Origin of the sequence: Escherichia sp. 93.1518 (genome assembly GCF_013368915.2) — a bacterium.
In the GTDB taxonomy this organism is placed as follows: domain Bacteria; phylum Pseudomonadota; class Gammaproteobacteria; order Enterobacterales; family Enterobacteriaceae; genus Escherichia; species Escherichia ruysiae.
Map to the genome: position 1 here is coordinate 48,856 of NZ_JABWMT020000020.1, position 22,891 is coordinate 71,746.

Consider the following 22,891-nt stretch of genomic DNA (forward strand, 5'->3'; position numbering starts at 1 on the left):
CAGGTTTGACCCCGGCGGCTAACAATTGCAGGTGAATCTTACTTCTTCTTATGCGGTTTTGGTGCGAATCAGGTAGTCAAAGGCACTCAGAGAGGCTTTAGCACCTTCGCCAGTGGCGATGATGATCTGCTTGTACGGAACAGTCGTACAGTCTCCGGCAGCAAACACACCTTTAATGTTGGTTTCGCATTTCGCATCGATGATTACCTCACCCATGCGGTTACGTTCTACTGCGCCTTCCAGCCAGTTAGTGTTCGGCAGCAGACCGATCTGGACGAAAATACCGGCCAGTTCGATGTTGTGAATATCGCCGCTCACACGGTCACGGTATTCCAGACCAACAACTTTGCTGCCGTCACCTTTTACTTCAGTGGTTTGCGCGTTCAGAATAATATCGACGTTTTTCAGGCTGCGCAGTTTGTCCTGCAATACCTGGTCTGCCTTCATTTCTGGAGCAAACTCAAGCAGGGTTACGTGTTCAACAATACCTGCCAGATCGATTGCCGCTTCGACACCGGAGTTACCGCCGCCGATGACCGCTACGCGTTTGCCTTTAAACAGCGGGCCGTCGCAGTGTGGACAATAAGTCACGCCTTTGGTGCGATACTGATCTTCGCCCGGAACGTTCATGTTGCGCCATTTTGCACCGGTCGCCACGATAATGCTGCGTGCCTTCAGTACCGCGCCGGAAGCTGTTTCAATCTGATGCAGGCCGCCTTCAACTGCTGCCGGGATTAGTTTGCTCGCGCTCTGGCTGTCGATTACATCAACGTCGTATTCATCAACGTGAACTTTCAGTGCACCTGCCAGCTTCTGCCCTTCGGTCTTCGGTACAGAAATGTAGTTTTCGATATCAACAGTATCGAGGATCTGACCGCCAAAGCGTTCGCCCATCAGACCGGTACGAATGCCTTTACGTGCGGAATAAATGGCCGCCGCTGCACCCGCCGGGCCGGAACCGACGATTAATACGTCATAAGCATCACGCTTGTTCAGCTCTTCTGCCGCACGTTTTTCCGCGCCAGTATCAATTTTGGCGACGATTTCGGAAATAGTCATGCGACCCTGACCAAACTCTTTACCATTCACGAACACAGCCGGAACGCCCATCACGTTGCGATCGGTGATTTCGTTCTGGAACGTACCGCCATCAATCGCCGTGTGCTTAATGCGCGGGTTCAGTACGCTCATCAGGTTCAGCGCCTGCACCACGTCCGGGCAGTTGTGGCAAGAGAGCGAGTAATAGGTTTCGAATTCAAAATCACCATCAATATGGCGAATCTGCTCCAGCAGAGACTGCGCTTCTTTCGACGGATGACCACCGGTCCACAGCAGCGCCAGTACCAGCGAGGTAAACTCGTGACCCAGCGGGGAACCTGCAAAACGCGGCCCTTGGTTGGAACCTGGATTGGTGATCAGGAATGACGGTTTACGCACCGGCAAGCTGTTATCTTCTTTAAAGGTGACTTTGTCTGACAGTTCTGCGATCTCAGCCAACAGTTCCTTGATTTCTGCCGATTTTGCGCTGTCATCCAGCGTGGCAATTAACTCAACAGGCTTTGTCAATTTCTCAAGGTAAGCCTTGAGTTGAGTTTTCATATTTGTGTCGAGCATGTTTATCTCCTGGGCTTTAAACATCATCATGCAAGCGGCCTCATCGGCTACCTGGATGCAGCTTGCATCATGGTGCGGGGAAGAAAATCGGGTGCCGCAGCACCCGATTAATTACGCGATTGCGGAACTTAGATTTTACCAACCAGGTCCAGGGACGGAGCCAGAGTTGCTTCACCTTCTTTCCATTTAGCCGGGCAAACTTCACCTGGGTGAGAAGCCACGTACTGTGCTGCTTTGATTTTACGCAGCAGGTCAGACGCGTCACGGCCAATGCCTTCAGCGGTAACTTCGATAGCCTGGATGATACCTTGCGGGTCAACAACGAAGGTAGCACGGTCAGCCAGACCTTCATCTTCACGCATGTTGTCGAAGTTACGGGTCAGGGCGCCAGTAGGGTCGCCGATCATCGCATATTTGATTTTAGCGATGGTTTCAGAGCTGCTGTGCCATGCTTTGTGGGTGAAGTGAGTATCGGTAGATACTGCGTATACGTCTACGCCCAGTTTCTGCAGTTCTTCGTAGTGGTCAGCAACGTCGCCCAGTTCGGTCGGGCATACGAAAGTAAAGTCAGCCGGGTAGAAGAAGAAGACGCTCCAGCGGCCTTCGGTATCTTTTTCGGTGATTTCAACGAATTCGCCGTTTTTGAATGCCTGGTTTTTAAAAGGTTTAATTTTGGTGTTAATCAAGGACATCTATACTTCCTCCGTGTTTTCGATGTGATGTAAGGTAACCAATTTTTGCCGATTCGGCTAATGCGTTTCCATTATCAAATCGATAAGTTTTACCTTACAACCTTCGTAAGACAACTTTGTGAACTTTGCACCGCCAGCGGCGATAAAAAGTAAAAAGGGTCCCCTTTCCAGGTGACCGCATAACCTGAACTACCCTTTGGTATCTTCAGCGCCTGTTCAACAGGCTGCGGTGTTGCAATGATGATCGCAACGACGAGAGGGATTACAACACCCTCATAAACAAAGGGCAATCATCTGACATAAGGTCTTAACTATGACAGTGATAGGTTAAGCCTTTTATTGTGTATTTGCACTGAACGAAAAGGACAAAGCAATGTTAAAAAAGATAATTTTGTTTACCCTACTCCCTGGATTTGCTTACGCCGAAGAGCTTCCTGCACCCGTTAAAGCGATTGAAAAACAGGGGATTACGATTATCAAATCGTTCGATGCACCTGGCGGCATGAAAGGTTATCTGGGGAAATATCAGGACATGGGAGTCACTATCTACCTTACGCCCGACGGCAAACATGCCATATCTGGCTATATGTACAACGAAAAGGGAGAGAACCTCAGTAACGCCCTTATTGAAAAAGAGATTTACGCACCTGCCGGACGCGAAATGTGGCAACGCATGGAACAATCAAGCTGGTTACTTGACGGTAAAAAAGATGCACCAGTCGTGGTTTATGTTTTTGCCGATCCTTTCTGTCCGTATTGCAAACAATTCTGGCAACAAGCGCGCCCATGGGTTGATGCCGGTAAAGTACAAATCCGTACCCTACTGGTTGGCGTGATAAAACCCGAAAGCCCAGCAACTGCGGCGGCAATCCTTGCGTCTAAGGATCCGGCAAAAACGTGGCAAGAGTATGAAGCATCAGGCGGCAAGTTAAAGCTGAACCTCTCCGGGAGCGTGGGCCCGGAACAGATGAAGATTCTAAGTGCCAATGAGGCGTTGATGGACGAACTGGGTGCAAATGTCACACCTGCGATTTATTACATGAGTCCAGAGAACACATTGCAGCAGGCTGTCGGATTACCGGATCAAAAGACCTTAAATATTATTATGGGAAATAAATAACATTCATTGTATGGATAGCTGAAATTGTTCACTCCTTTTCAGTTATCCATAAAATCGCAAGTATTGTTCACCCCGCTCATATCAACTATGGTATTTTAGAAAAACTTAATCGTAAATTAAGTAAAACAACATAATATATATAAATACATAAAGCCATATCATTGACTTGATGAATATTATGAGAACAAGCATATGAATGGAGCGCATCATGGCTAATCTTTACGACTTAAAAAAATTCGATTTGAACTTGCTTGTCATTTTTGAATGCATATACCAACATCTTAGCATTAGCAAGGCCGCAGAATCGTTATATATAACCCCTTCTGCGGTGAGTCAGTCTTTACAACGTCTACGTGCACAATTTAATGACCCCTTATTTATTCGCTCCGGGAAAGGTATTGCACCAACAACGACAGGGTTAAATTTGCATCATCACCTTGAGAAAAATCTCAAGAACCTTGAGCAAACAATCAACATTGTCAATAAAGCAGAACTGAAGAAAAAATTTATTATTTATGGCCCGCAACTCATCTCTTCAACCAACAGTAGCCTCTTGATCGGATGTCTGCGACAAGATACAGCCGTAGAAATTGAACATCATGACATCATGATGTCAGCAGAAAGCGCCGAAGATTTATTGACTTATCGCAAAGCAGATCTGGTCATCACATTAATGCCGGTCATCAGTCGCTCGGTAAGCTGTATGCCTTTTCAGTCGATACGAAACACGCTTATCTGTAGCGCATCCCATCCGAGAATAACGGAACACAGTAGCCGCGAAGAAATTCTTGATGAAGAGTTCACTTCTCTGACATCGAAAGCACCTGGCCTTGAAGATTTTCAGATGGAAATAGAAGCGATTCTTACAAACCGAAAAATAGCATTCCGTAGCTCTTCACTGTTTACTATTGTCAATACTATTGCGGTTACCGATTTACTGGGCATTGTGCCCTTCGAATTATATCGTAGCTATCAAAAAAACCTTCAATTAAAACAAATAAAGATAGAACAGAATCTACCGTCTAATACACTTTATATTTCCTATAATAAATCATCATTAAACAACCTGAGTTTCTCTCGTTTTATTGATCGTTTGAATGACAACTTATGTTAAACATCTGCCGGCATGGATAATATTCGTCTTAAAAATTCAGCATGTGAATATAAAATAAGATACCTCATTTTAATTTATTAATATTATAATCAGGAAACTATCGCACTTTTCTCACGGTCACGTTAAGAGAGCGTCTTCAGATGTCCATTTATAAAATCCCGCTACCTCTCAATATCCTGGAAGCAGCACAAGACCGTATCACCTGGACACTTAATACTCTGCCTCGCGTATGCGTCTCTTTTTCTGGTGGTAAAGATTCTGGCTTAATGCTCCATTTGACCGCAGATCTGGCCAGAAAAATGGGAAAAAAAAATACACGTCCTGTTTATCGACTGGGAAGCTCAGTTTTCTTGTACGATTGACTATGTTCAATCGCTACGTGAGCAGTATGCCGATGTTATCGAAGAGTTTTATTGGGTAGCACTACCGCTAACAACGCAAAATTCATTATCCCAATATCAACCCGAATGGCAGTGCTGGCAGCCTGATATTGAATGGGTTCGTCAGCCGCCAGAAGATGCGATAACCGATCCGGCATTTTTCTCGTTTTATCAATCAGGCATGACCTTTGAACATTTTGTGCGTGAATTTGCCGAATGGTTTTCACAACATCGTCCAGCCGCAATGTTAGTCGGTATCCGTGCCGACGAGTCTTATAATCGTTTCGTCGCCATTGCCAGCTTAAATAAACAACGTTTTGCTGACGATAAACCGTGGACCACCGCCGCACCAGGTGGTCATTGTTGGTATATTTATCCCATTTACGACTGGAAGGTGGCCGATATCTGGACCTGGTATGCTAAACACCAGACTCTATCTAACCCTTTGTATAACCTGATGTACCAGGCTGGCGTCCCTCTGCGTCATATGCGAATCTGCGAACCTTTTGGTCCAGAGCAACGGCAAGGTTTATGGCTATATCATGTTCTTGAACCTGACCGATGGGCCGCAATGTGCGCCCGGGTCAGTGGCGTAAAAAGCGGTGGAATTTACGCTGGTCATGACAATCAATTTTATGGGCATAGGAAAATCCTTAAGCCCGACCATTTAGACTGGCAAGAATATGCCTTATTACTGCTTAATAGTATGCCGGAAAAAACGGCTGAACATTATCGCAATAAGATTGCTGTTTATTTGCACTGGTATCAAAAAAAAGGCATCGAGATCCCTCAGACACAGCATGGAGATATTGGCTCAAAAGATGTCCCTTCCTGGCGACGTATCTGCAAAGTATTGCTCAACAATGATTATTGGTGTCGGGCATTATCATTCAGCCCCACAAAAGCCAAAAATTATCAACGTTATAACGAACGGATTAAAGGAAAACGTCAGGAATGGGGAATACTATGCAGCAGCGATTAACGCAGGATTTAACTCAATTTCTCGCCAGTCTGGCGGAAGAAGATCGCATTAAGGCGATCAATGAGATCAGAACGGCGATCCATCAAGTAAGTCCATTTCGCGACGAACCGGTAGATTGTGTTTTGTGGGTTAAGAACACCCAACTCACTCCCAATGATTACAATCCGAATAATGTCGCGCCGCCAGAGAAACGATTACTGCAAAAATCAATTGAGGTCGATGGTTTTACCCAGCCAATTGTGGTGACCAACACACGAGCCAGCACACTTGAAATTGTTGATGGTTTTCACCGTCATGAAATTGGTAAAGGCTCTAACACGTTAAAATTGCGATTAAAAGGGTATTTACCGGTCACCTGCCTGGAAGGAACACGTAACGAACGTATCGCTGCAACTATTCGCCACAACCGGGCGCGCGGTCGCCACCAGGTCACGGCAATGTCAGAAATTGTTCGTGAACTCAGCCAGTTAGGTTGGGATGACAATAAAATCGGCAAAGAGTTGGGAATGGACAGCGACGAAGTGTTGCGCCTGAAGCAAATTAACGGCCTGCAAGAACTGTTTGCCGACCGCCAATATTCCCGCGCCTGGACTGTCAAATAACTAAAGCTGGCGCAGGCGTTCAGCCGCCGCCAGCAGCGTCGATTCCTTCTTGGCAAAACAGAGACGAATCAGTTTATGCGGGAAGGGATCGGCGCAAAACACCGACAGCGGGATCGCCGCCACGCCATGCTCCCGCGTCAGCCACTGGCAAAACTCAACATCATCCAGCGTAGACACGGCGCTGTAATCCACCAGCAAAAAGTATGTGCCTTCACACGGTAAAATCTCCAGCCGGCTCTCGCTTAACGCGTTCACCAGAATATCGCGCTTCTGGCGATAAAAGTCCGGTAATGCAAGATAATGTTCAGGGTTTTCCCGCAACATATCGGCAAGCGCCAGTTGTGCGGGGGTGTTGACCGAAAAGGTCAGATACTGATGCACCTTACGTATCTCGGCGCTGATGGGCGCTGGCGCAACGCAATACCCCACTTTCCAGCCGGTCATGTGATAGGTCTTACCAAACGATGACACCGCCACCGCCCGCTCACGCAATTGCGGATGCGTCAGCACGCTGGCATGACCCGGCTGTGAAAAGTTGATGTGCTCGTAAACTTCATCACTAATGACAAAAATCTCACGATCGGCAATTGCCTGCCACAAAGCGGCAAAATCAGCCTGCTGCCAGACGGTGGCGCTGGGATTATGCGGCGTGTTGAGGATCACCAGCCGGGTGCGCTCGCCCAATAGCGCAGCAAATTCTTGCCAGTCAACGCGAAAATGCGGCGGCTGTAGCGCAATGCGTTTCACGATCCCACCTGATAGCGCAATGGCAGGCGCATAACTGTCATAACTGGGGTCGAAACAGATAACTTCATCGCCACTACGTACCAGCGCGGTAATCGCCGCGTATAACGCCTCCGTCGCCCCTGCTGTTACGGTGATATCGCTGTCGGCATCCGGGTGATAGCCATACAGCCGTGCTGTTTTCTCAGCTATCGCCTCGCGCAATGCCTGTACGCCGGTCATTGGCGCGTATTGATTTGCGCCCTGGGCAACGTGATACGCCAGTCGCTCCTGTAAATAGCGCGGACCATCAAAATCAGGAAAGCCTTGCGACAGGTTAATCGCCTGGTGTTGCTGCGCCAGCGCACTCATCTGGGTGAAAATGGTAGTGCCAAGTTGTGGAAGTTTGCTTTGTGGAATCAGAGGGTTATTTGTCATTTTTATTGTGCCTGACGAAGTTGCGTGTTGAAGGCACTATAACACGATGCTAGTATTTGGCAATCAAGACGTTTAGATGTCTAAATAAAACAATAAGGACAACACAACATGCCTCACAATCCTATCCGCGTCGTCGTCGGCCCGGCTAACTACTTTTCTCATCCCGGCAGTCTCAATCACCTGCATGATTTTTTCACGACTGAACAGCTTTCTCGCGCTGTGTGGATTTATGGTGAACGTGCCATTGCTGCGGCGCAAACCAAACTTCCACTAGCGTTTGAACTGCCAGGAGCAAAGCATATTTTGTTTCGCGGTCATTGCAGCGAAAGCGATGTGCAACAACTGGCGACACAGTCTGGTGACGATCGCAGCGTAGTAATTGGCGTCGGTGGCGGCGCACTGCTCGACGCCGCGAAAGCCCTCGCCCGCCGTCTCGGTCTGCCGTTTGTTGCCGTTCCAACGATCGCCGCTACTTGCGCCGCCTGGACACCGCTCTCCGTCTGGTATAACGATGCCGGACAGGCGCTGCATTATGAGATTTTCGACGACGCCAATTTTATGGTTTTGGTGGAACCGGAGATTATCCTCAATGCGCCGCAAGAATATCTGCTGGCGGGGATCGGCGACACGCTGGCGAAATGGTATGAAGCGGTGGTACTGGCTCCGCAGCCAGAAACCTTGCCGCTAACCGTGCGTCTGGGGATTAATAACGCGCAAGCCATTCGCGACGTCTTGTTAAACAGTAGCGAACAGGCGCTTGCCGATCAGCAAAATCAGCAGTTAACGCAATCATTTTGCGATGTGGTGGATGCCATTATCGCTGGTGGCGGAATGGTCGGCGGTCTGGGCGATCGTTTTACGCGTGTGGCGGCGGCTCATGCCGTACATAACGGTCTGACTGTGCTGCCGCAAACCGAGAAGTTTCTCCACGGCACCAAAGTCGCTTACGGCATTCTGGTGCAAAGCGCCTTGCTGGGGCAAGATGATGTGCTGGCGCAATTAACCAAGGCGTATCAGCGTTTTCATCTGCCGACCACGCTGGCGGAGCTGGATGTGGATATCAATAATCAGGCGGAGATCGACAAAGTGATTGCCCATACTTTGCGTCCGGTAGAGTCCATTCATTATCTGCCTGTTACGCTGACATCAGATACATTGCGGGCAGCGTTGGAAAAAGTGGAATCATTTAAAGCCTGACGAACAAATTTAGCAGCAGCGCGCGCCGCCTTTCCCACCGTAGCGCGCGTCCTGCCGCTCGCGGAAAAACTCTTCATAGGTCATCGGCGTCTGATCGGGATGATTAACCCGCATATGTTCGACATAGTTGTCGTAATCAGGCATCCCAATCATCAGCTTCGCCGCCTGACCTAAATATTTTCCGGCTTTTGCCAGTGAATCAAACATCAATACCTCCGGTAAACAGGTTGCTGAGAGAGTGCATTAATAGCTATCAACGCGCTCGGTCAGTCCCCTCGCCCCACCGGGGAGAGGGTTAGGGTGAAGGGGAAGCATCGGCACTATACCAACATTCCCCCTCACTCTGACTTTAGTGCGCGCCTTTTGCCTGCGCCACGATCTCCTCGACATTTTCTGGCATCGGCTCATACGGCGTTTCTTTCGCCGTTGGCTTCGGCTCTTTCAATGCCGCCAGCGCCGTCTTAATTGAGAACAGCGCCAGAACCACCACAACTACCATAAAGAAGATGGTCAATCCGGCATCCAGACGGTTGTTGAAAACCAGTTGCGCCAGTTGTGACTCGGTATACTGCGACGGAATGTTGCCGCTGTCGATCATTGCCTGGAACTTATTGGCAATGGCCAGGAAGCCGACTTTCGCATCCGGGCTAAACGCTTTCTGCCAGCCTGCGGTCAGGGTACAAATCAGCAGCCAGGCCGTTGGCACCAGCGCCACCCAGGCGTAACGTTGACGTTTCATTTTGAACAGTACTACGGCACAGAGCATCAGCGCCATCCCTGCCAGCATCTGGTTGGCAATACCAAACAGCGGCCACAGAGTGTTAATACCGCCCAGCGGATCGACTACGCCCTGATGCAGGAAGTAACCCCAAGCCAGCACACACAGCGCCGTTGCCAGCAGGTTCGCAGGCAGAGAATCCGTCCGTTTCAGACCCGGAGAAACCACACCCAGCAAATCCTGCAACATAAAGCGCGCAGCACGCGTACCCGCATCTACCGCCGTCAAAATAAACAGTGCTTCAAACAAAATGGCGAAGTGATACCAGAACGCCACATCCATCATGCCGCCCAGCGCGCCGTGCAGAATGTAGGCCATCCCCACCGCCAGCGTTGGTGCACCACCCGCACGGGAAATGATCGACTGTTCACCGACTTCGCTGGCAATCTGATTTAACGTATCCGGGGTTATCGCAAAGCCCCAGCTACTCACCACCTGCGCCGCAGAAGCAACCACATCCGTCGTACCCGCCGGAGCCAGCACCGCCATCGGACTGTTCATAGCGAAGTACACGCCCGGATCGATGATACAGGCAGAAACCAGCGCCATAATCGCCACGAAGGATTCCATTAACATCCCACCGTAGCCGATAAAACACGCCTGCCCTTCGTTTGCCAGCATCTTCGGCGTAGTGCCGGAAGAGATCAGCGCATGGAAGCCAGACACCGCACCACAGGCGATGGTGATAAACAGGAACGGGAACAGGTTACCGGTCCATACCGGGCCAGTGCCATCGACAAATTTGGTCAGCGCAGGCATGGTTAGCGTCGGGCGCATAATCAAAATGCCTACCGCCAGCCCAACGATAGTCCCGATTTTCAGGAAGGTAGAGAGGTAGTCACGCGGAGCCAGCAGCAACCACACTGGCAGTACCGCCGCCACAAAACCGTAGCCCACCAGCATCCAGGTCAACTGCACGCCGGTAAAGTCAAAGTACGGCGCCCAGGTCGGGCTTTCTGCCACCCAGCCGCCAGAGATAATGGCGAAAATCAGGAACACCAGGCCAATCACCGACACTTCACCAATGCGACCAGGACGCAGGTAGCGCAGGTAGATCCCCATGAACAGCGCCAGCGGAATGGTGAACGCAACGGTATACGTTCCCCACGGGCTATGAGTCAGGGCTTTCACCACAATCATCGCCAGCACTGCAAGGATGATCACCATGATCATAAAGCAGGCCACCAGCGCAATCACCCCGGCGGTTGGCCCCATCTCTTCTTTGACCAGTTCGCCCAGCGAGCGACCGTCACGGCGCGTAGAAACAAACAGCACCATGAAATCCTGCACCGCACCGGCGAGGACCACCCCGGCGAGCAGCCAGATCATCCCCGGCAGGTAGCCCATTTGTGCTGCCAGCACCGGCCCCACCAGCGGGCCTGCGCCGGCAATGGCCGCAAAATGGTGACCGAACAGCACTTTCTTGTCCGTCGGCACATAGTCCAGCCCGTCGTTATGGCGCACCGCTGGCGTCATACGCGTCGGGTCAACCGCCAGCACATTTTTGGCGATATACAGACCATAAAAACGGTAAGCGATCAGATAGATACAGACCGACGCCACCACAATCCACAGTGCGTTGATCTGTTCCCCACGATTTAAAGCAATGTATCCCAGAGCAAATGCTCCCATTACAGAGAGCACTGTCCAGACGAGGTATTTCCCTGATTTGTTCATAATTGTTATCCGTGTGCGTGTCCATAGAGATGTTACATTTTGTTTCTATAACATCTTTGCGGAATTTAACAACGCGATAACCAAACAAATAAGAGTTAAAACCAATAATTAACTTAACAATGTTAACTCGATCACTCCGTTAACCGAGTTTTCCTGCAATCTCATTTAATTCTGTCGGGTTCATCCCAAAACCGCCGTACCCAGCCGACAAGTGCAGCAACGCCGCCCCTGTTCATCGAAAACGACGATTTCCCAGCTCTGATTTTGCCGCCCAAGATGCAGCGGCTGGCAGACGCCGCGCACCTTTCCCTCAGACACCGGACGATGATGCGTGGCGTTCAGTTCCGTGCCTACCACGCACTGACCGTCGCGAGTCATCATAAATCCGGCCATCGATCCCAGCGTTTCCGCCAGCGCCGCCGACGCACCGCCATGCAGCAGGCCAAACGGCTGATGAGTATGGGTATCAACCGGCATTTCGGCTTCCAGCACATCATCGCCCAGGCGGGTATAAACAATTCCCAGATGCGCCACCATTGTGTTGTCGCTGGTGGCGTTGAGTTCGTCGAGCGTTAAATGGCGTTTCCAGATCATGCTTATGCTCCCAGCGTTGAGCCGCCATCCACCACGATATCCTGTAGCGTGATATGGCTGGCGAGGTCAGAGGCGAGGAACAAAATCGTGTTGGCGATCTCCTGCGGACGGGCAATTTTCCCCAGCGGAATGCCGAGCTTAAACTGCTCGCCAAAGCCGCGAATACGCAGCTCTTCGGCGTCATCGCTCACCCACAGCGTGCGTTGCATATCGGTGTCGGTGGAGCCGGGCGAAACCACGTTACAGCGCACGCCGCTACCCGCCAGTTCCAGCCCGACGCTCAACGCCAGGCTTTTCAGCGCCGCTTTCGACGCACCGTAAGCACTCATACCAATACGCGGCGTATGTGCAGCGTCGGACGCTACCGTAACAATCGCCCCGCCCCGCTGACGGCGAAACTGGTTCATGGTTTGCTGAAACAGGTTAAATGCGCCGCCAACGTTGACCGCAAAGGTCTGCTGCCAGTCTTCTTTGCTGAGCTGATCGGTCGCGCCCATGCGTAAAATTCCCGCCGCATTGACCAGCACGTCCAGTCGCTCCGTTTCAGCTAACAGTCGCTGACATACCTGCGCCACCTGCCCGGCGTCGGCTACATCCATCACTTCGGTCGCAAAGGGATATTGCTCCTGAGTGAACGCTTGATCAAAACCTGTAACTTTCGCACCCACGTCAACAAATGCCAGCGCCGTGGCGTAACCGATACCTTTACCCGCGCCAGTTACCCAGACATTTTTGCCGCTGAAATCCATTATTTCACCTCGCGGGAGAGCAGTTTCCACCAGGCATCAATGGTTGGGTTTTTCGCCAGCATGACAAAATCGATATCGCCATGCACTTTGCGCCAGCGCGCCGCCAGCGCCATCATGCGCACTGAATCCAGACCGTAGTCGATCAGGTTGTCGTCATCGAACGGCTCATCGGATTCGTCCAGCAGCGGCAGGATCACCTCTCGCAGCGCCGCTTTGCTGGCGGGAATTGGCGTCGGCAGCAGTTCCTCGGTCATCACCACCCGACCAGAACGCCCGGCAACATATTTCAGCGACATCAAATGCTCGTCACGGCTGAAATCGGCCAGCGCATCCGCCACCATAAATGGTTTGATATCACGCATAAACGCGTCGGTCGCGGTGGTCATACAGCCAATATGCGCGTACACCCCGGTGATAATCAGTTGGTTACGTCCGCTCTCTTTCAGCATTTGCTCCAGCGGAGAACGATGAAACGCGCTGTAGCGCCACTTCACCAGCACCGTATCGTCGGCATCCGGCGTCAGGCGATCCACCACCTTTTGCTGTTCCGGCGAACGGGTCAGGCCCGGCCCCCACATATCATTCAACAGCGCCCGATCTTCATCGCTCTGCTCTTTCGGCTGGGCGGTGTAATAAACCGGAATATTGTGCTGTTTGCAGTAGTCGCGCAGCGCAGCAATATTCGCGATCACCTGTTCCATCATCGGGCAGTTCTCGCCCCAGAAGCTGACGAAATAATCCTGCATATCATGGATTAACAGCGCGGCGCGTTGCGGTTCAAATGCCCAGTCGACTTTATTTTGCGGAATATCGTGAGACTCCGGCAGTGCGTAAGCCTGTAATTTTGGAATAGCCATCGTGTTCTCTCCTTCAGGCTGATGCGCGTGACGCCAGCCACTGACGTAATTGTTTTTTATCGACTTTCCCGACCGCCGTCAGCGGAAGTGAATCCACACACTCCACGCGATCCGGTAATTTAAATTCGGCAATACCCTGCTCACGCAGGAAACGACGCACCTGCACTGCACGCAGCGGCTCTTTCACCACCAGATAAGCGCAGCTTTTTTCGCCCATCAGCTCATCTTCCATGCTCACCAGTGCGGCGTAGATCACCGCCGGATGGCGCAGCAGCAGGTTTTCGATCTCTTCGGCAGCGATCTTCTCGCCGCCACGGTTGATCTGATCTTTCTCGCGCCCCTGCACGGTGATGTAACCGTCTGGATCAATGGAGATCAGATCGCCAGAACAGTAAAAACCGTTGGCATCAAAGGCGCTGGCATTGTGCTGCGGGCTTTTGTAATAGCCACGGAAGGTGTACGGTCCGCGCGTCATCAGGCGTCCAACTTCCCCTTGCGGCAGTGGATTTCCGTCAGCATCGGCGACCCACACTTCATCATCCGGACACATTGGGTAACCCTGGGTATGGATAATTTTCTCCGCGCTATCATCAAGACGGGTGTAGTTCACCAGCCCTTCCGCCATGCCGAACACCTGCTGCAACTGGCAGCCAATCTCTGCGGGAATACGCGCCGCAAGCGTGGCAGAAAGACGCGCGCCACCGACCTGTAACAGTTTTAGCGAGGCAAGCTGCGCCCTGCTTTCACCTTCAGCCAGCGCCTGTAACCACAGGCTTACCGCCGGCGGCACCAGCGCGGTGACGTTGACCTGATGTTTTGCAATCAATGGGAAGCAGAGCGTGGCGCTGGGATCGGCCGCCAGAACCACTGTGCCGCCAGCGAGAAATACCCCCAGCGATCCTGGTGAACTCATGGCGTAGTTGTGCGCCGCCGGAATCGCACACAGATAGCGAGTCTGTTGCGTGAACTGACAAATCTCGACGCTACGGCGCACGCTGTAGTAATAGTCATTATGGGTACGCGGGATCAGTTTCGGTGTGCCGGTGGTGCCGCCGGAAAGCTGGAAATAGGCCACTTCATCGGCAGGTGACGGCGTGGCAGTAAAATCTTCTGCCGGATGGTTAATCACATCCTGCAAATTGTGCTCGCCGCTGTCGTTGTGCAGTTGCACCACACGAATGGAGGAATGGTCTGTGACGAAAGTATTGAGGAAATCATCCCCGCTAAATAGCGCATGTTGGCGATCGGCAATCAGTAACGCCGGTTCAATCTGGCTGGCATAGGCGTTCAGTTCACTACGCTGATGGCTGAACAGCGCCAGCACCGGCGCGACGCCCAGTTTCAGCAGCGCAAAAAAGGTAATGTACAGTTCAGCGACGTTACCCAACTGTACCAGCGCGGTTTCGCCCGATTTAATTCCCTGACGGCGCAGGTTACAGGCGAGATTATCCGCCGCCTGATTCAGTTCCCGATAACTCAACTGCCGCTCGCCGTCGATAACCGCGATGCTGTCACTCGCGGCGTGGCGGGTCAAAATGTCGGTCAGCGGCAAATCCTGCCAGTAGCCTTTTTCCCGATAGCGACGGGCAAACTCTTCCGGCCAGCGGGTGAATGGGATGCTCATCCTCGCTCCTTAATGCAATCCAAAAACGTTCAACATGGTAGAAAGTTTGACGCCGGTTTCGCGCCATTCGCTAAGTGGTGATGACGCAGGCACAATCCCCGCTCCGGCAAACAGGCGCACCTGATTTTTCCGCAGCTTCGCGCAGCGGATGGTCACCACCCACTCGCCGTTACCTTCGCTGTCACACCAGCCGACAATGCCGCCAAACAGTTCGCGGTCGAACGGCTCCAGTTCAGCAATAACCTGGGTCGCGGCCTGATGCGGGAAACCACTCAGCGCGGGGGTCGGATGCAGCAGACAGGCCAGAGTCAGTGCGTTTTCTTGCGAATTCGCTTTACCTTCAAAGGGAGTTGCGAGATGCCACAACGTCGGCGTGGTGATCAGTTGTGGAGAGGAAGGAACGTGTAACTCACTACTGCGTTCGCGTAGCACCTCTTTCATCGCCTGGGTCACCAGTTCATGTTCATGGCGATCTTTTTCCGACGCCAGCAGACGATTTCCCGCTTCCCTGTCCAGCACTTCATCCGGCTGACGACGCGCGGAACCGGCTAACGGAATGGAGCTAAAACGCTCACCGTCTTTACGCAGCAGCAGTTCCGGGCTGGCCCCCAGCAGAACGCCACCATCGGACAGCGGGACATGGAAGTTGTAACTAACCGGGTTTTGCGCAATCAACCGTTCCAGCAGTACACCGCTGTCAATGGCGGCGTCGGTGGTGATATCAATCAACCGTGATAACACCACTTTGTCGACTTGCGGCGTGGCAGTAAGTGCGGCGGCGCGGGCGACCATCTGTTCAAACGTGGCTTGTTCTGGAATTGCCTGGCGTTCCACCACGTTCAGCGCCTGGCTGCGGGTGAAACGGCGCGCGGAAGCTTGTTTTTCTTTGCGGGAGAATGGCTGCCAGGATTCGGGAATATACAGCGACGAAGGCTGACGTGGATCGAAGGGAATCGCCCCGACCATCACCGGATTTTTGATGCCCTGCGCTTTGGCATCGGCAAACAGCGCGGCGAGTTTTTGCTGAAAGGGACTGTCGGGTGAATCCCCGTTCACAGCCGGTTCATCGAAGCGGGCGAAACATCCTGACGTCGTAAAACTGCGGTACGGCGACATAAAGAAAAAGCGATTGGGCGCAAGTGTTGCCATGGTCTGCTGTACTTCCTCAGCCAGTGACGTATCCATATCATCCTCCACAAAATGATAAAGGCTTTAATAATGATTATCATTTATATTTTCGGTCGCTAACCTAAAAGCAAACGCGCACTATGTCAACTCTTGAGGTAACGCAATCTGCAACTCGGGGTTGCATCTGCTTGTCGTTACAATGAAAATGAGAAGCATTAACTTCATTAATAACAGGAAGCTGATTCGTGAGACTCGCCCCGCTCTACCGCAACGCCCTTCTATTAACAGGACTTTTGCTTTCAGGAATAGCCGCAGTTCAGGCTGCCGACTGGCCGCGTCAGATTACTGACAGCCGTGGCACTCATACCCTGGAAAGCCAGCCGCAGCGTATTGTTTCCACCAGCGTCACATTGACCGGCTCACTGCTGGCGATTGATGCTCCAGTGATCGCCAGTGGAGCGACCACGCCGAATAACCGCGTCGCGGATGACCAGGGCTTTTTACGCCAGTGGAGCAAGGTGGCGAAAGAACGCAAACTGCAACGACTCTATATCGGCGAACCGAGTGCCGAAGCCGTTGCCGCGCAAATGCCAGATCTGATTTTAATTAGCGCGACCGGCGGCGATTCGGCGCTGGCGCTGTACGATCAGCTTTCCACCATCGCCCCGACGTTAATCATCAATTACGACGACAAAAGCTGGCAGTCGCTGTTAACGCAGCTTGGCGAAATTACCGGACATGAGAAACAAGCGGCAGAGCGGATTGCGCAGTTTGATAAGCAACTGACGGCGGCGAAAGAGCAAATCAAATTACCGCCGCAGCCAGTCACTGCCATTGTTTATACTGCTGCCGCGCACAGTGCTAATCTCTGGACGCCGGAATCAGCACAAGGGCAGATGCTGGAACAGCTCGGCTTTACGCTGGCGAAGTTGCCCGCAGGGTTAAACGTCAGCCAAAGCCAGGGCAAACGCCATGACATCATTCAGCTTGGTGGGGAAAATCTGGCGGCAGGGTTAAATGGCGAGTCACTATTCCTGTTCGCCGGTGATCAGAAAGACGCCGATGCTATTTATGCCAATCCGCTGCTCGCGCACCTGCCTGCAGTACAAAACAAGCAGGTTTATGCGCTGGGAACCGAGACGTTCCGTCTGGATTACTACAGCGCCATGCAAGTGCTGGATGGGCTTAATTCACTGTTTAAAAAAGATTGATAAAACATACAATTAGAGCACTAACAGTCCCCTCGCCCCTCCGGGGAGAGGGTTAGGGTGAGGGGAAAATGCACCTTTAGCTAACTGTCGGACGCTGTCACCTGCGGCGGCGTCTGGCGAAAACGTCGCAACTCCACCAGCACCAACAATAACAACACACCGATAATCAACAAACCAAAACCGCTCGCGCTTGCGGAAGCAACCGGTGTCATCATCGCTCCCAGACCGCCCAGCAGCGCCGCGCCTATGGCATCGCCCGTCACGTTCTGCGCCGTCCACAGACCGTTAATCCGCCCTAACATCGCTTCCGGGGTTTGCGTTTGCAGCATTGTATATTGCAGCAACGAACTAACCGCACTCAGCCAGCCGAACAGCGCCAGACAAACCACGCCTAAAATCCACATCGGCATCAGGCCAAACAGAGCAATGGCGAGGAACGATCCCAGCGTGGAGAGCAGCATCAATAACCCTGGTCGCGCGCTATGCGCCAGCTTCCCGCTGGTTAACGCGCCAATAGCCGCGCCGAGCGGGATCGCCGCATAGAGAAAACCAATCTGTGCCGCCGACATCTGCCAGTTGTCAGCCAGCGCCGGATACAGTACCCGCACCGCACTCGCCATCGTCAATAAACCACCCAGCAGCGCAATCCCTCCTACCAGCGGGCTGGCGAGCAGAAAACGAAATCCTGCCAGTAATGATTTCAACGGATGCTCACGCGGCTGCGGTGGCGGTGGCAACGCCGGAAGGCTTAACAACGGTAGCAAGGTAATAAACGTGCCCGCCGCCGCCAGCCCGTAGTTCCAGGCTACGCCTCCGGTCGCCAGCAATAAACCGCCAATCATGGGCGAAATCACCGACCCCAGACGCACAGTCAACATGGTGATCGCCCCGGCCTGCATTAAGTTTTCACGTCCTACCAGTGCTGGTGTCGCCGCCAGTAGCGCCGTAACGCCAAGCGATGCGAAAAAACCATCCCATAAACCAAGTAAATAGATTGCCAGCAATGACGGCTCCGGCAGCAGCGCGTTCAGGCACAGTCCAATGAAGCCAATGCCACAGGTGCCGCGCGCCAGCAAAATCACTTTTTTGCGCTCATAGCGATCCGCCAGCACACCGCCGACCATCAGGCCAACAAACATCGCGCCGCCGGTCAGCGTCACCGAAAGCCCCACCTGCCAGGTAGAATGCGTCATCATCTGGATCTGCACCGGTACCGCGACGCCGAGCAAACCCAGAGACACAATTGAGATAAAACGAGCGAGGAATACTGCGCGAAACGCCGGGTGCGTTTTCAACAGGCTGAGGTTAAGCAGCCAGGATTGTTTATTCATTACAATGCCTTGCCATCAAATATTTTAAATACCTATTCTTAGGCTGCACATGCTAACATATCCAAATAAGATCGATAACGATAATTAATTTCATTATCATGGAAGTTCGTATGTCTGGTTCTGTTGCCGTGACACGCGCCATTGCCGTGCCCGGATTGCTGTTATTACTGATTATCGCGACGGCATTAAGCCTGCTCATTGGGGCAAAATCACTCCCCGCTTCCGTAGTGCTGGAGGCCCTCTCCGGCACCTGTCAGAGCGCCGACTGCACCATCGTGCTCGACGCGCGACTGCCGCGCACCCTTGCCGGTTTACTTGCAGGCGGCGCGCTTGGCCTTGCCGGGGCGTTGATGCAAACCCTCACCCGAAATCCACTTGCCGACCCCGGCTTGCTTGGCGTGAACGCCGGAGCCAGCTTTGCCATTGTGCTGGGTGCGGCGCTGTTTGGTTACTCTTCCGCACAGGAACAACTGGCGATGGCCTTCGCCGGGGCGCTGGTGGCCTCATTGATTGTTGCCTTTACCGGTAGCCAGGGCGGCGGGCAGTTAAGTCCGGTGCGTTTAACCCTGGCGGGCGTGGCGCTGGCGGCGGTGCTGGAAGGGCTGACCAGCGGCATCGCCCTGCTTAATCCTGACGTCTACGATCAACTGCGTTTCTGGCAAGCCGGTTCGCTGGATATTCGCAATCTACATACCTTAAAAGTGGTGCTGATCCCGGTGCTACTCGCCGGAACAACCGCGCTATTACTGAGCCGCGCACTGAACAGTTTAAGCCTCGGCAGCGACACCGCGACGGCGCTGGGCAGTCGCGTGGCGCGCACACAGTTAATTGGTCTGCTGGCGATTACCGTGCTTTGTGGTAGTGCGACAGCGGTAGTTGGCCCGATTGCCTTTATCGGCCTGATGATGCCGCATATGGCGCGTTGGCTGGTGGGTGCCGATCATCGCTGGTCGCTGCCCGTCACGCTACTCACCACCCCTGCCCTGCTGCTGTTTGCCGATATCATCGGGCGTGTGATTGTTCCCGGCGAGCTGCGCGTTTCGGTGGTCAGTGCGTTTATTGGTGCGCCGGTGTTGATCTTCCTCGTGCGACGTAAAACGCGAGGTGGCGCATGATTTACGTCTCTCGCCGATTAATCATCACCTGTTTGCTGTTGATAACTGCCTGTGCGGTGGCAAGTGTTTGGGGATTACGCAGTGGCACCGTGCCACTGGAAACCTCGCAGGTATTCGCCGCGCTGATGGGTGACGCACCACGCAGTATGACGATGGTGGTCACCGAATGGCGTTTACCACGCGTGCTGATGGCGCTGTTGATTGGCGCGGCGCTGGGCGTCAGCGGCGCGATTTTTCAGTCGTTGATGCGTAACCCGCTCGGCAGCCCTGACGTAATGGGCTTTAACACCGGAGCGTGGAGCGGCGTGCTGGTGGCGATGGTGCTGTTTGGTCAGGACCTGACGGCTATCGCGCTGGCAGCAATGATGGGCGGCATTGTAACTTCGCTGTTGGTCTGGCTGCTCGCCTGGCGTAACGGCATCGACACCTTTCGGTTGATTATTATCGGTATCGGTGTTCGCGCCATGCTGGTGGCCTTTAATACCTGGCTGTTGCTGAAAGCGTCTTTAGAAACGGCGCTAACAGCAGGTTTGTGGAATGCCGGATCGCTCAACGGCCTGACGTGGACAAAAACCTGGCCTTCCGCGCCAATCATTATATTGATGTTAATTGCCGCCGCCTTGTTGGTACGCCGGATGCGCTTGCTGGAGATGGGCGATGATACCGCCTGCGCGCTGGGCGTCAGCGTCGAACGCTCGCGTCTGTTAGTGATGCTGGTGGCGGTGGTGCTTACCGCTGCGGCAACTGCCCTGGCGGGGCCGATTTCCTTTATTGCGCTGGTTGCACCGCACATTGCCCGGCGCATCAGCGGCACTGCCCGCTGGGGACTAACCCAGGCTGCGCTGTGTGGTGCGCTGCTACTACTGGCCGCCGATCTCTGCGCCCAACAACTGTTTATGCCGTATCAACTTCCGGTTGGCGTCGTTACCGTCAGCCTCGGCGGTATTTACCTTATCGTCTTGTTAATTCAGGAGTCTCGCAAAAAATGACCGAATCAGTAGCCCGTTTGCGCGGCGAACAGTTAACCCTCGGATATGGCAAATATACCGTTGCGGAAAATCTGACTGTAGAAATTCCTGACGGTCACTTCACGGCAATTATCGGGCCAAATGGCTGCGGTAAATCCACTTTACTGCGTACTTTAAGCCGCCTGATGACGCCTGCTCACGGGCATGTCTGGCTGGATGGCGAGCACATTCAACATTACGCCAGTAAAGAGGTTGCACGCCGGATTGGTCTGTTGGCGCAAAATGCTACCACGCCGGGCGATATCACCGTGCAGGAGCTGGTGGCGCGTGGACGTTACCCGCATCAACCGCTGTTTACCCGCTGGCGCAAAGAAGATGAAGAAGCGGTAACGAAAGCGATGCAGGCCACGGGAATAACTCATCTGGCAAATCAAAGCGTGGATACCCTTTCTGGTGGACAACGCCAGCGAGCGTGGATCGCGATGGTGCTGGCCCAGGAAACGGCAATTATGCTGCTCGACGAACCAACGACCTGGCTGGATATCAGTCATCAGATTGATCTACTGGAACTGTTGAGCGAACTGAACCGTGAGAAAGGCTATACCCTGGCGGCAGTGCTGCACGATCTTAACCAGGCCTGTCGTTACGCCAGCCATTTGATTGCATTGCGGGAAGGGAAAATTATTGCTCAGGGAGCGCCGAAGGAGATTGTCACTGCTGAATTGATCGAGCGCATTTATGGTCTGCGCTGCATGATAATTGACGATCCGGTAGCCGGAACGCCATTAGTGGTGCCGCTCGGACGAACGGCACCATCAACCGCCGTGATTTAAACTAACCGATCTTCCATCATGGCATCCTGTTTTCTGGATGCCATTGCATGATGTAAGAGCACACTGCCACAAGCAACCATACCGCCGATCAAGGCGGAAAGGATCACAATAATCGCTTTGCCCGGACCGTCTTTTTTCACCGGCAAGGATGGACGCAACTGATATTTAAATGGCGGAAAAGTAACATCGTTGACATTTGCTTTTGTTAATTGATCGACAAGATATTGACGATTACGTAATTCAACGTTCAGTTCTGCAACATCGGTGACCGATTTTTCAATTTCAAGTTTACGTTCAATACCGTCTGCGCCGAGAGAAATAGAAAAATCAGGGTCATCTTTAACAGCCTGACCATTACTATAAACAGGCTTTTTAATTCCTGCCGCATTGGCAATATCCAGTGAATAATTGAGCCGCTGAATATTTGCATCAAGCTGGTTTTTCGTTTTAATGCGATCCTGAGCCAGTTTTTCTTTTTCAAACTGGGTTCTGATTTCCAGTTTATTACGTATGTTTTCTAGCGACTCTTTCACCACCAACGTTGAGATATAATCGATATAACCAGCCAATACTGTCTGTGCTTCTTCACTGGTTGGCGCAGTGAAACTTAATGTCCAGGAGGTATACAACGCGGGCTCATCTTTTTTCTTACTGGCGTTGTCATCAACCGCTTTCATTTTTTCGCTCAATGTGACAATAGCGCGATGCAGCTCCTGTTCATCAATCTTCGCCTCTTTTAATTGATCCATGACATAAGGGGACGAACGCAGATAGTCTTCCAATAAACTCACAGACTGAAATTTCTTGATAAACAGGTTAAACACACCATTGCGATCGATATTGGCATCCAGATCCAGCACGCGGAGTTTGGTGAAGACCTTCTCCAGATCTTGCCACTGGACAGCCTCTGCGGGCGTGATAACTGCCGCGCTGGTCCATTTTTGCGGCAAAATGAAAGACACCAGTAACCCGATACAGGCAAAGGCTAAAGCCACCGCTATTACCCGTGTTTTTGCGTACCACAAAACTTCGATAAGTTTAAGTAAATCAATTTCATTATTACTGGGCGACGCCAGATGATAATCGGGAAAATGAGAATCGCTTCCCTGCTTAATATTCAGTGATGACATGCGATATGACCTGAAATGAGTCCAATAAGATTAA

General features: G+C 52.3%; 20 protein-coding genes and 1 pseudogene. 9 read left to right on the forward strand and 12 right to left on the reverse strand.

Annotation, left to right across the window (positions count from 1 at the left end):
• Positions 1–48: 48 nt before the first annotated feature.
• Both ahpF and ahpC read right to left on the reverse strand, forming a co-directional pair.
• A complete protein-coding gene (gene ahpF, locus HEN21_RS15360) occupies positions 49–1,614 on the reverse strand; it encodes an alkyl hydroperoxide reductase subunit F (protein WP_105282573.1) in 1,566 nt (521 codons plus the stop codon).
• 128 nt (positions 1,615–1,742) lie between these two features.
• Positions 1,743–2,306 (reverse strand): alkyl hydroperoxide reductase subunit C, encoded by a 564-nt coding sequence (ahpC, locus tag HEN21_RS15365; RefSeq protein WP_000052804.1) that lies wholly within the window; start codon positions 2,304–2,306, stop codon positions 1,743–1,745.
• Between the two features lie 373 nt (positions 2,307–2,679).
• On the opposite strand from ahpC, the gene dsbG reads away from it, so the two are divergent.
• From dsbG to HEN21_RS15385, 4 genes and pseudogenes are all read left to right on the forward strand, one after another.
• A complete protein-coding gene (dsbG, locus tag HEN21_RS15370; protein WP_000913741.1) occupies positions 2,680–3,426 on the forward strand; it encodes a thiol:disulfide interchange protein DsbG in 747 nt (248 codons plus the stop codon).
• A gap of 208 nt (positions 3,427–3,634) precedes the next feature.
• Positions 3,635–4,540 (forward strand): DNA-binding transcriptional repressor CitR, encoded by a 906-nt coding sequence (gene citR / locus HEN21_RS15375; protein WP_000002458.1) that lies wholly within the window; start codon positions 3,635–3,637, stop codon positions 4,538–4,540.
• A gap of 140 nt (positions 4,541–4,680) precedes the next feature.
• Positions 4,681–5,902, forward strand: a pseudogene (locus tag HEN21_RS15380) (phosphoadenosine phosphosulfate reductase).
• Positions 5,875–6,504, forward strand: coding sequence for an IbrB-like domain-containing protein (locus HEN21_RS15385; RefSeq protein ID WP_000528560.1), 630 nt, complete (start codon positions 5,875–5,877; stop codon positions 6,502–6,504). The pseudogene HEN21_RS15380 and the gene HEN21_RS15385 overlap by 28 nt, the downstream one beginning before the upstream one ends.
• Here HEN21_RS15385 and ybdL read toward each other — a convergent pair whose 3' ends face one another.
• Complete coding sequence (gene ybdL / locus HEN21_RS15390; RefSeq protein ID WP_176251617.1) at positions 6,505–7,665, reverse strand: methionine-oxo-acid transaminase; 1,161 nt, start codon at positions 7,663–7,665, stop codon at positions 6,505–6,507.
• A gap of 108 nt (positions 7,666–7,773) precedes the next feature.
• Between ybdL and hcxA the strand changes: the two genes are divergently transcribed.
• A complete protein-coding gene (gene hcxA / locus HEN21_RS15395; protein WP_105284722.1) occupies positions 7,774–8,862 on the forward strand; it encodes a hydroxycarboxylate dehydrogenase HcxA in 1,089 nt (362 codons plus the stop codon).
• Between the two features lie 9 nt (positions 8,863–8,871).
• Here the strand turns inward: hcxA and HEN21_RS15400 are convergent, their stop codons facing one another.
• The 7 genes from HEN21_RS15400 to entC form a co-directional block, all read right to left on the reverse strand.
• Positions 8,872–9,069 carry a YbdD/YjiX family protein gene (locus HEN21_RS15400; RefSeq protein WP_000460431.1) on the reverse strand — a complete coding sequence of 66 codons (198 nt, stop codon included), beginning with the start codon at positions 9,067–9,069 and terminating at the stop codon, positions 8,872–8,874.
• Between the two features lie 142 nt (positions 9,070–9,211).
• A complete protein-coding gene (gene cstA, locus HEN21_RS15405) occupies positions 9,212–11,317 on the reverse strand; it encodes a pyruvate/proton symporter CstA (protein WP_001043161.1) in 2,106 nt (701 codons plus the stop codon).
• A 180-nt stretch (positions 11,318–11,497) separates the two neighbouring features.
• Positions 11,498–11,911, reverse strand: a complete 414-nt coding sequence (entH, locus tag HEN21_RS15410) for a proofreading thioesterase EntH (protein WP_135559956.1) — start codon at positions 11,909–11,911, stop codon at positions 11,498–11,500.
• 2 nt (positions 11,912–11,913) lie between these two features.
• A complete protein-coding gene (entA, locus tag HEN21_RS15415; RefSeq protein ID WP_016231622.1) occupies positions 11,914–12,660 on the reverse strand; it encodes a 2,3-dihydro-2,3-dihydroxybenzoate dehydrogenase EntA in 747 nt (248 codons plus the stop codon).
• Complete coding sequence (entB, locus tag HEN21_RS15420) at positions 12,660–13,517, reverse strand: enterobactin biosynthesis bifunctional isochorismatase/aryl carrier protein EntB (protein ID WP_001007144.1); 858 nt, start codon at positions 13,515–13,517, stop codon at positions 12,660–12,662. The genes entA and entB overlap by 1 nt, the downstream gene beginning before the upstream one ends.
• A gap of 13 nt (positions 13,518–13,530) precedes the next feature.
• The gene (gene entE / locus HEN21_RS15425; RefSeq protein ID WP_000026763.1) at positions 13,531–15,141 is read right to left on the reverse strand and encodes a (2,3-dihydroxybenzoyl)adenylate synthase EntE; all 1,611 of its coding nucleotides are present in this window, start codon (positions 15,139–15,141) and stop codon (positions 13,531–13,533) included.
• A gap of 9 nt (positions 15,142–15,150) precedes the next feature.
• Positions 15,151–16,326, reverse strand: coding sequence for an isochorismate synthase EntC (gene entC / locus HEN21_RS15430; RefSeq protein WP_016159117.1), 1,176 nt, complete (start codon positions 16,324–16,326; stop codon positions 15,151–15,153).
• A 188-nt stretch (positions 16,327–16,514) separates the two neighbouring features.
• Here entC and fepB point away from each other — a divergent pair, with 188 nt between their 5' ends.
• Entirely contained in the window at positions 16,515–17,480 is a 966-nt protein-coding gene (gene fepB / locus HEN21_RS15435; RefSeq protein WP_176251618.1) for a Fe2+-enterobactin ABC transporter substrate-binding protein, read from the forward strand.
• Positions 17,481–17,560: 80 nt separating this feature from the next.
• Here fepB and entS read toward each other — a convergent pair whose 3' ends face one another.
• Entirely contained in the window at positions 17,561–18,811 is a 1,251-nt protein-coding gene (gene entS, locus HEN21_RS15440; protein ID WP_160523160.1) for an enterobactin transporter EntS, read from the reverse strand.
• Between the two features lie 110 nt (positions 18,812–18,921).
• Between entS and fepD the strand changes: the two genes are divergently transcribed.
• From fepD to fepC, 3 genes are read left to right on the forward strand one after another with little or no spacing between them, the layout of a single operon-like run.
• Complete coding sequence (gene fepD, locus HEN21_RS15445; protein WP_176251619.1) at positions 18,922–19,926, forward strand: Fe(3+)-siderophore ABC transporter permease; 1,005 nt, start codon at positions 18,922–18,924, stop codon at positions 19,924–19,926.
• Positions 19,923–20,915 (forward strand): iron-enterobactin ABC transporter permease, encoded by a 993-nt coding sequence (fepG, locus tag HEN21_RS15450; protein ID WP_176251620.1) that lies wholly within the window; start codon positions 19,923–19,925, stop codon positions 20,913–20,915. The genes fepD and fepG overlap by 4 nt, the downstream gene beginning before the upstream one ends.
• Positions 20,912–21,727 carry an iron-enterobactin ABC transporter ATP-binding protein gene (gene fepC, locus HEN21_RS15455; protein ID WP_176251621.1) on the forward strand — a complete coding sequence of 272 codons (816 nt, stop codon included), beginning with the start codon at positions 20,912–20,914 and terminating at the stop codon, positions 21,725–21,727. Before fepG ends, fepC begins: the two co-directional genes overlap by 4 nt.
• On the opposite strand, the gene wzz(fepE) is transcribed toward fepC, so the two are convergent.
• Positions 21,724–22,857 carry an LPS O-antigen length regulator Wzz(fepE) gene (gene wzz(fepE) / locus HEN21_RS15460; protein WP_176251622.1) on the reverse strand — a complete coding sequence of 378 codons (1,134 nt, stop codon included), beginning with the start codon at positions 22,855–22,857 and terminating at the stop codon, positions 21,724–21,726. The two genes, fepC and wzz(fepE), sit on opposite strands and share 4 nt — an antisense overlap.
• Positions 22,858–22,891: the final 34 nt, after the last annotated feature.